At 47.8% G+C, this 638-nt stretch carries 1 pseudogene; it reads left to right on the top strand.

The features are described 5' to 3' along the window. Nucleotides 1–638, top strand: a pseudogene (locus R7093_RS26120) (mechanosensitive ion channel protein MscS); the annotation flags it as partial.

Genomic DNA, 638 nt, shown 5'->3' with positions numbered 1-638 from the left:
GACTACCGCGAGCTTCAACATTACTTGGATGTGAGCTTTGATTCGAGCTGGCAGAATTTGGCATGGCTCAAGCAATTAGGCGTTCAAAATGAGCGTGCGGAAGCGGAATTGCAAGACAAGCTAGATAAGCGCATGCGTTTGCTATCGGCATCGATGGAGTATCTGCGTCAACAAGCAGAAATCATCGGTACGCAGCTTTCATCCAGCCCAGAATCAGAAAAAGCGTCTTTGCAACTTAGCCAACTGATCGTGAAGCAGAGACTGAATATCGCAACGGAAAGTTTGCGTAACCTGATGTCGATCGGCGACAAAATGGGTATTGAGACGTCGGAGTACAAGCGTCAGATCTTTGAAATTACAGGCAGCATCACGCACGACTTGCTAGACACCAAAGTGGTGTGGTCCATCATCAGTCACTGGTCAAACTCCGCGGTGGATTGGTTTGCGGAAAACGCACCACAGCATATCTTCCAGCTATTCGTGTTCGCGCTGATCTTATTGATTGCTCGTGCACTGGCTAAACTCACGCGCAAAGTGGTGAGCAAAGCGGTGTCTTCTAAGAACTTGAAACTTTCCCACCTAATGCAGGACTTCTTTATCTCCATGTCCGGTAAAGTGGTGTGGGTGATTGGTATTAT

The sequence above is a fragment of the Vibrio sp. 1580 genome, assembly GCF_033340055.1.
The sequence above is the reverse complement of the archived record's forward strand: the minus strand, read 5'-3'. Positions and strand labels throughout refer to the sequence as shown.